The sequence below is a fragment of the Bartonella sp. MR168JLCBS genome (assembly GCF_042194175.1).
Genome location: NZ_JBHIMP010000186.1, coordinates 305 through 635 on the forward strand (window position 1 = coordinate 305; position 331 = coordinate 635).

A 331-nucleotide genomic window follows, 5' to 3' on the forward strand; every position below is an offset into this window, starting at 1 on the left:
TGAAATTGTTTATAACCTGGAATCTACTCTTGATTTTATTTCAAATATTAACAATTGGAGATATAATTGAGAGGTTTTTCTTCTTAAATCTTCCATAACTTTTGTTTTACCCTACTACTACTATATATCTGGATTAATAATTCTCCAATCCTTCGGAAGGTACTTTATCATGACTGAAATCAGAACGACCTTCGACTTCAAAAATTCTTCCCCTGAAGTTCTCGCCGAAGAATTAAAAACCCATCACTTTGCTGACTCGATTGATATCATCAATGATCTCGATATCATGGAACGTGTAGCTATTCTTAGTCTTTTACCTCTTGATTATGTC

Annotated in this window: 1 pseudogene; it reads left to right on the forward strand. The window is 32.9% G+C overall.

The window, feature by feature from the left end:
* Positions 1–169 precede the first annotated feature (169 nt).
* Positions 170–331, forward strand: a pseudogene (locus ACFIK8_RS10220) (magnesium transporter); the annotation flags it as partial.